Annotated in this window: 5 protein-coding genes; all 5 read right to left on the minus strand. The window is 68.3% G+C overall.

The genetic code is table 11. The annotated features are described in order from the left end of the window. Window positions 1–115: 115 nt before the first annotated feature. Window positions 116–1,201, minus strand: a complete 1,086-nt coding sequence (fba, locus tag AC2W7C_RS12880; protein WP_486001797.1) for a class II fructose-bisphosphate aldolase — start codon at window positions 1,199–1,201, stop codon at window positions 116–118. A 116-nt stretch (window positions 1,202–1,317) separates the two neighbouring features. Continuing rightward, the gene (locus tag AC2W7C_RS12885; protein WP_486001798.1) at window positions 1,318–2,514 is read right to left on the minus strand and encodes a phosphoglycerate kinase; all 1,197 of its coding nucleotides are present in this window, start codon (window positions 2,512–2,514) and stop codon (window positions 1,318–1,320) included. A gap of 15 nt (window positions 2,515–2,529) precedes the next feature. Next, the gene (locus AC2W7C_RS12890) at window positions 2,530–3,351 is read right to left on the minus strand and encodes a hypothetical protein (protein ID WP_486001799.1); all 822 of its coding nucleotides are present in this window, start codon (window positions 3,349–3,351) and stop codon (window positions 2,530–2,532) included. A 50-nt stretch (window positions 3,352–3,401) separates the two neighbouring features. After that, a complete protein-coding gene (gap, locus tag AC2W7C_RS12895; RefSeq protein WP_486001800.1) occupies window positions 3,402–4,409 on the minus strand; it encodes a type I glyceraldehyde-3-phosphate dehydrogenase in 1,008 nt (335 codons plus the stop codon). Window positions 4,410–4,521: 112 nt separating this feature from the next. Then, a partial coding sequence (locus AC2W7C_RS12900) for a S41 family peptidase (protein WP_486001801.1) occupies window positions 4,522–5,487 on the minus strand: 966 nt, incomplete at its 5' end.

The following is a 5,487-nucleotide window of genomic DNA, read 5'->3' on the forward strand; positions in this document are numbered from 1 at the left end:
GCCGGGCGCAAGAACGCGCTCGACGACGCCGAGCGCGAGGCGCGGGACGTGCGCTACCGCTACGAGGGCCGCTGGTGACGAAGGCTGATCGGCGGCCGCGAAGCGCGGTCGCCGATCAGGCGGCCTTGGACGCGGCGCCGCCGAAGTGCGGGTCCAGTTCGCCCGAGGCGTAGCGCTTGGCCATCTGGGCCGTGGACAGCGGCTTGATCTTGGAGGCCTGGCCTTCGCAGCCGAACTGCTGATAGCGCTCGATGCACAGCTTTCGCATCGCTTCCTTGGCGGGCTTCAGATAGGCGCGCGGGTCGAACTCGCCCGGCTTCTCGGCCAGCACCTTGCGGATGGCGCCGGTGATGGCCATCCGATTGTCGGTGTCGATGTTGATCTTGCGCACGCCGTGCTTGATGCCGCGCTGGATCTCTTCGACCGGCACCCCCCAGGTCTGAGGCATCTGGCCGCCGTACTGGTTGATGATGTCCTGCAGGTCCTGCGGCACCGATGACGAGCCGTGCATGACCAGGTGGGTGTCCGGCAGGCGGCGATGGATCTCCTCGATCACGTTCATGGCCAGGACCTCGCCGTCCGGCTGGCGGCTGAACTTGTAGGCGCCGTGGCTGGTGCCCATGGCGATGGCCAGGGCGTCGACCTTGGTGGCCTTCACGAACTCGACGGCCTGGTCCGGGTCGGTCAGCAGGGCCGAATGATCCAGCTTGCCCTCGAAGCCGTGTCCGTCCTCGGCTTCGCCCATGCCGGTTTCCAGCGAGCCCAGCACGCCCAGCTCACCCTCGACCGAGACGCCGCAGGCGTGGGCCATCTCGGTGACGCGGCGGGTGACGTCGACGTTGTACTCGTAGCTGGCGGGCGTCTTGGCGTCCTCTTCCAGCGAGCCGTCCATCATCACCGAGGTGAAGCCGTACTGGATGGCGGTGGCGCAGGTGGCGGGGCCGTTGCCGTGGTCCTGGTGCATGCAGACGGGGATGTGCGGGTAGAGCTCGGCCAAGGCGTCGATCAGCTTGGCCAGGACGATGTCGTTGGCGTAGCTGCGGGCGCCGCGGCTGGCCTGGATGATGACGGGCGCGTTGACGGCCTCCGCCGCCTCCATGATCGCCAGGCCCTGCTCCATGTTGTTGATATTGTAAGCGGGCAGGCCGTAGTCGTTCTCGGCCGCGTGGTCGAGCAGCTGTCGCAGCGTGATGCGCGCCATGGGGTGTCTCCTGAGCCCTGTTATTTGCCGGAACGTCTAGCCCCGGCGAAGGGCGAAGTCACGCATTGTTACAGCTTGACGACGCCCAGACCGACGCCTGTGCCGTTCCGGTCACGTCAGGCGCGCAGGGCCTCGACGCCGGGCAGGGGCTTGCCCTCCATCCATTCCAGGAAGGCTCCGCCGGCGGTCGAGACGAAGGTCATGTCGTCGACCACGCCGGCATGGTGCAGAGCCGCGACGGTGTCGCCGCCGCCGCCGACCGCGACCAGGGCGCCGGCCCTCGCCCGCTCGGCCACATGGCAGGCCGCCGCCACCGTGGCGGCGTCGAACGGCGGGACTTCGAACACCCCGAGCGGACCGTTCCAGATCAGGGTCTTCGACGCATCGATCGCTGCGGTCAGCCGCGCGACCGAGGCCGGGCCGGCGTCCAGGATCTTGTCGTCGGCCGACAGCGCCTCGCCCGCCTGGACCGTACGGGCCGCGGCGCCAGGCTTCACCTCGGCGGCGACCACCAGATCGACCGGCAGCAGGATTTCGCACCCCTTCGCCTCGGCTTCGGCCAGGATCTCGCGGGCGGTGTCGGCCATGTCCTTCTCGGCCAGCGACCCGCCGATGTCGGTCCCTTGGGCGAACAGGAAGGTGTTGGCCATGCCGCCGCCGATGGCCAAGCGGTCCAGCTTGCCGACCAAGTTCTTCAGCAGGTCGAGTTTGGTCGAGACCTTGGCCCCGCCGACGATGCCGATCACCGGCTTCACCGGATTGCCCAGGGCGGCGTCCAGGGCGTCGAGCTCGCGGCGCATCGATTCGCCGGCGTAGGCGGGCAGCAGGCGGGCCAGGCCTTCGGTCGAGGCGTGGGCGCGGTGCGCGGCGGAAAAGGCGTCGTTGACGTAGAGATCGCCGAGTTTGGCCAGTTGTGCGGCGAAGGCCGGGTCGTTCTTCTCCTCGCCGGCGTGGAAGCGGACGTTCTCCAGCAAGACCACGCCGCCGGCGTCGAGGTCGGCGATCACGGCCTTGGCCTCGTCGCCCACGCAGTCGTCGGCGAAGCGGACGGGGGCGCCCAGAAGGCGCTCCAAATCATCGACCACCGGCTTCAGGCTCATCGATGGGACGCGCTGGCCCTTGGGCCGGTCGAAGTGGGCCAGCAGCGCCACCTTGGCCCCGGCGTCCCTCAACTTCTGGATCGTCGGCAGGGCCACGCGAAGGCGGGTGTCCTCCGTGACCCGCCCGTTCTCCATGGGGACGTTGAAGTCCACCCGGACCAGGGCGGTCTTGCCGGCGAGGTCGGTCGCGTCGTCGAGGGTGCGGAAGGTCATGTCACAAGGCCGTTGCTAGTCGAATAGGAAGGAGCGCCAATGCCTATGGCCCGTCTCGCGGGCCTCATACCAGCCCTGGCTGGCTTCAGAGCCTTCGTCGTCGGGCATCATCCACGTGGTATGGCTGTAGACCCTGTGAGTGTCGCGTGGGTTGTAGACCACCCATTCGCGCGTGCCGAAGCGATCAAGCAGAAACCGGGGCTGTTCAAAGGACAGATTGTAAGCCCCTTGCTGAGGCACATACTGATAGCGGTCTACGCCCACCACGCCTGGCCGGTAGTCTTGGTTCTGGGCCTGGAGCGAGGCCGGATAGGCGCCGTGTTCCAAGGCATACAGATCGATGTGGCGAATGAAGCGGGCCGCGTTGTCGATCGCCCGTTCACGGCTGAAGGCGGTCAACGGGGCCGCCAGGATCAATTGAGCGGCGAGGGCGATTATCGGCAGGACGATCAGGTATGCCGGAGCGGCGTCCACACCGCTTCCCCGGCTTTGCCGCAATCGCATCGTCGCCGGCGCTAGCTGTGCCATGAGGCCGGCCCAGATCGCCAGGGTCAGGACACCGAAGGTTCGCCCGACGCTCAAGGTGGCGAACAAGGCGAGGATCAGCGCGACAGCTGTCCCGGTCAGAAGCGCCAGGACAGCGAAGATGAACCTGAAGCGCGGTCGTATGAGCCATGCGGTCCCGATTGGAACCAGCATCAATCCAACCAGGCCGAAAACCTGAGCCATCAAGGATATGGGAACCGCTAGGCGATCGTGATCACCCGGCAGAAAGGCATAGGTGATCGATCCGACCAGCAGGACGCCCAGTCCCCCGATCATCGCCGCCTGCGCCAACCACCGCTTCGACATTGCGGCTCCCGAACGTCCTTGCCCCCGGCTCAGACCTAGAGGAACTTGGCCATCACCAGGGCGGTGTCGGCCATGCGGGTCGCGAAGCCCCATTCATTGTCGTACCAGCTCAGCACGCGGGCCAGCTTGCCGTCGATGACCTGGGTCTGGGGCAGGGCGGCGGTGGACGAGGCGGCGATGTGGTTCAGGTCCGACGAGACCAGCGGGTCGTTGGTGGTGAACAGCACGCCCTTCATCGGGCCGTCGGCGGCGGCCTGCAGCGCGGCGTTGATCTCCTCGACCGTGACCTCGCGGGCGGCGACGACCTTCAGGTCGACGACCGAGACGTTCGGGGTGGGGACGCGGATCGACGAGCCGTCCAGCTTGCCCTTCAGTTCGGGAAGAACCAGGCCCAGGGCCTTGGCGGCGCCGGTCGAGGTCGGGATCATCGACAGGGCGGCGGCGCGGCCCCGGTACAGATCCTTGTGCATCGTATCCAGCGTCGGCTGGTCGCCGGTGTAGGCGTGGATGGTGGTCATGTAGCCGCGCTCGATGCCGAACAGGTCGTTCAGCACCTTGGCGACCGGAGCCAGGGCGTTGGTGGTGCACGACCCGTTAGAGACGACGATGTCGTCGGCGGTCAGGGTCTCGTGGTTGACCTTGTAGACGATGGTCTTGTCGGCGCCGTCGGCGGGGGCCGAGACCAGCACGCGCTTGGCGCCGGCGGCCAAGTGGGCCGAGGCCTTTTCCTTCGAGGTGAAGATGCCCGTGCACTCGAAGGCGATGTCGACGTTCAGCGCCTTGTGCGGAAGCTTCGCAGGGTCCCGCTCGGCGGTGACCTTGATCTTGCCCAAGCCGACGTCGATCCAGTCCTCGCCGTGCTCGACCGTGCCGGGGAAACGGCCATGGACCGAATCGTACTTCAGCAGGTGGGCGTTGGTGGCCACCGGGCCCAGGTCGTTGATCGCCACCACCTCGATGTCGCGACGGCCGTGCTCGACGATCGAGCGGAGGACGAGGCGGCCGATGCGGCCAAAGCCATTGATGGCGACGCGGACGGTCATGGGGCGGGCTCCTTGGAAGCGGCGTTCGGGGTTCGGCGCTTCAATGGAACCGCGCGCGCGGGGATTCAACCCCGCGCCTGTAACAAGCCGTGATGAACTGTAACGCTGGCGCCTAGTCGGTGCGCCGCGCGCGCATCGGCGGACCGCCCAGACTCATCAGGTCGAAGGCGGTCGCGCGGCCCCCGCCTTCCCGGACGAACCGGACCCGGCGGCCGGGATCGCCGACCACGGTGAAGACGTCGTCGCCCAGCGGCGCCAGGACCGCCGGCGGGCGTCGGCCGCGCACGATCTGCAGCCGGCCGTCGACGACCGACACCGTCTGCTCGCCATAGGCGCCCTCGTAGGCGGCGAGATCGCCGGCCTCGGCGGTCGAGCGCATGGCCTCCAGCGCCCAGGTCGCGTCCATCCTCCGGGCGTCCTTCCGCAGAACACCCTCCAGCGCCAGCTGGTGCGCCCGGTCGAGCGCCTGGTTCCAGGGGACGGCCACGTCGGGCTCGACCCCCGTGCCTTCCCAGTTCCGGCCAGTGTTCGGGTTTCGGGGCGACCCCTGGGAGATGAAGACCGCGAAACCGCCGCCGACGGGGACCATTCCGCCCGGGTTGGCCGCCCCGCCCGAACGCTCCCCGACGACGATCGCTCGGCCGGCGCCCTGCAGAGTGTAGGGGAAGGCCTCGCCCGCCGAGCCCGTGCGGCCGCTGATCAGGATGTAGACGGGAACATCAAGGCGCGGGTTGGGGTGGAACACCTCCGGCGCTTCGCTCTCGGTTCCCTCGCGGCTGTGGAAGATGTTATAGATCGGCGCGTTCGCGGGCGTGAAGGCGCTGCTCAGATACCCCACCATCGACGGCGCGCCGCCGCCGTTGTCGCGCAGGTCGAAGATGACCGCGTCGGCGTCGGCCACGAAGGTCAGGGCGGCGTCGGCGGCCCGCCGCGCGGGATCATCGGGGTTCTGGAAGTCGATGTTGGAGAACTGCCGCAGGTCGATGTAGCCGACGTTGCCGGGCAAGATCTCGACCTTGCGGAAGCCGTAGTGGGCCCGCGCCTCCGGGCCGCCGCCGGGACGCCGCGCCGGCGCGGC

It is taken from the genome of Brevundimonas sp. CURTG3B2_SDJG (assembly GCF_057364705.1).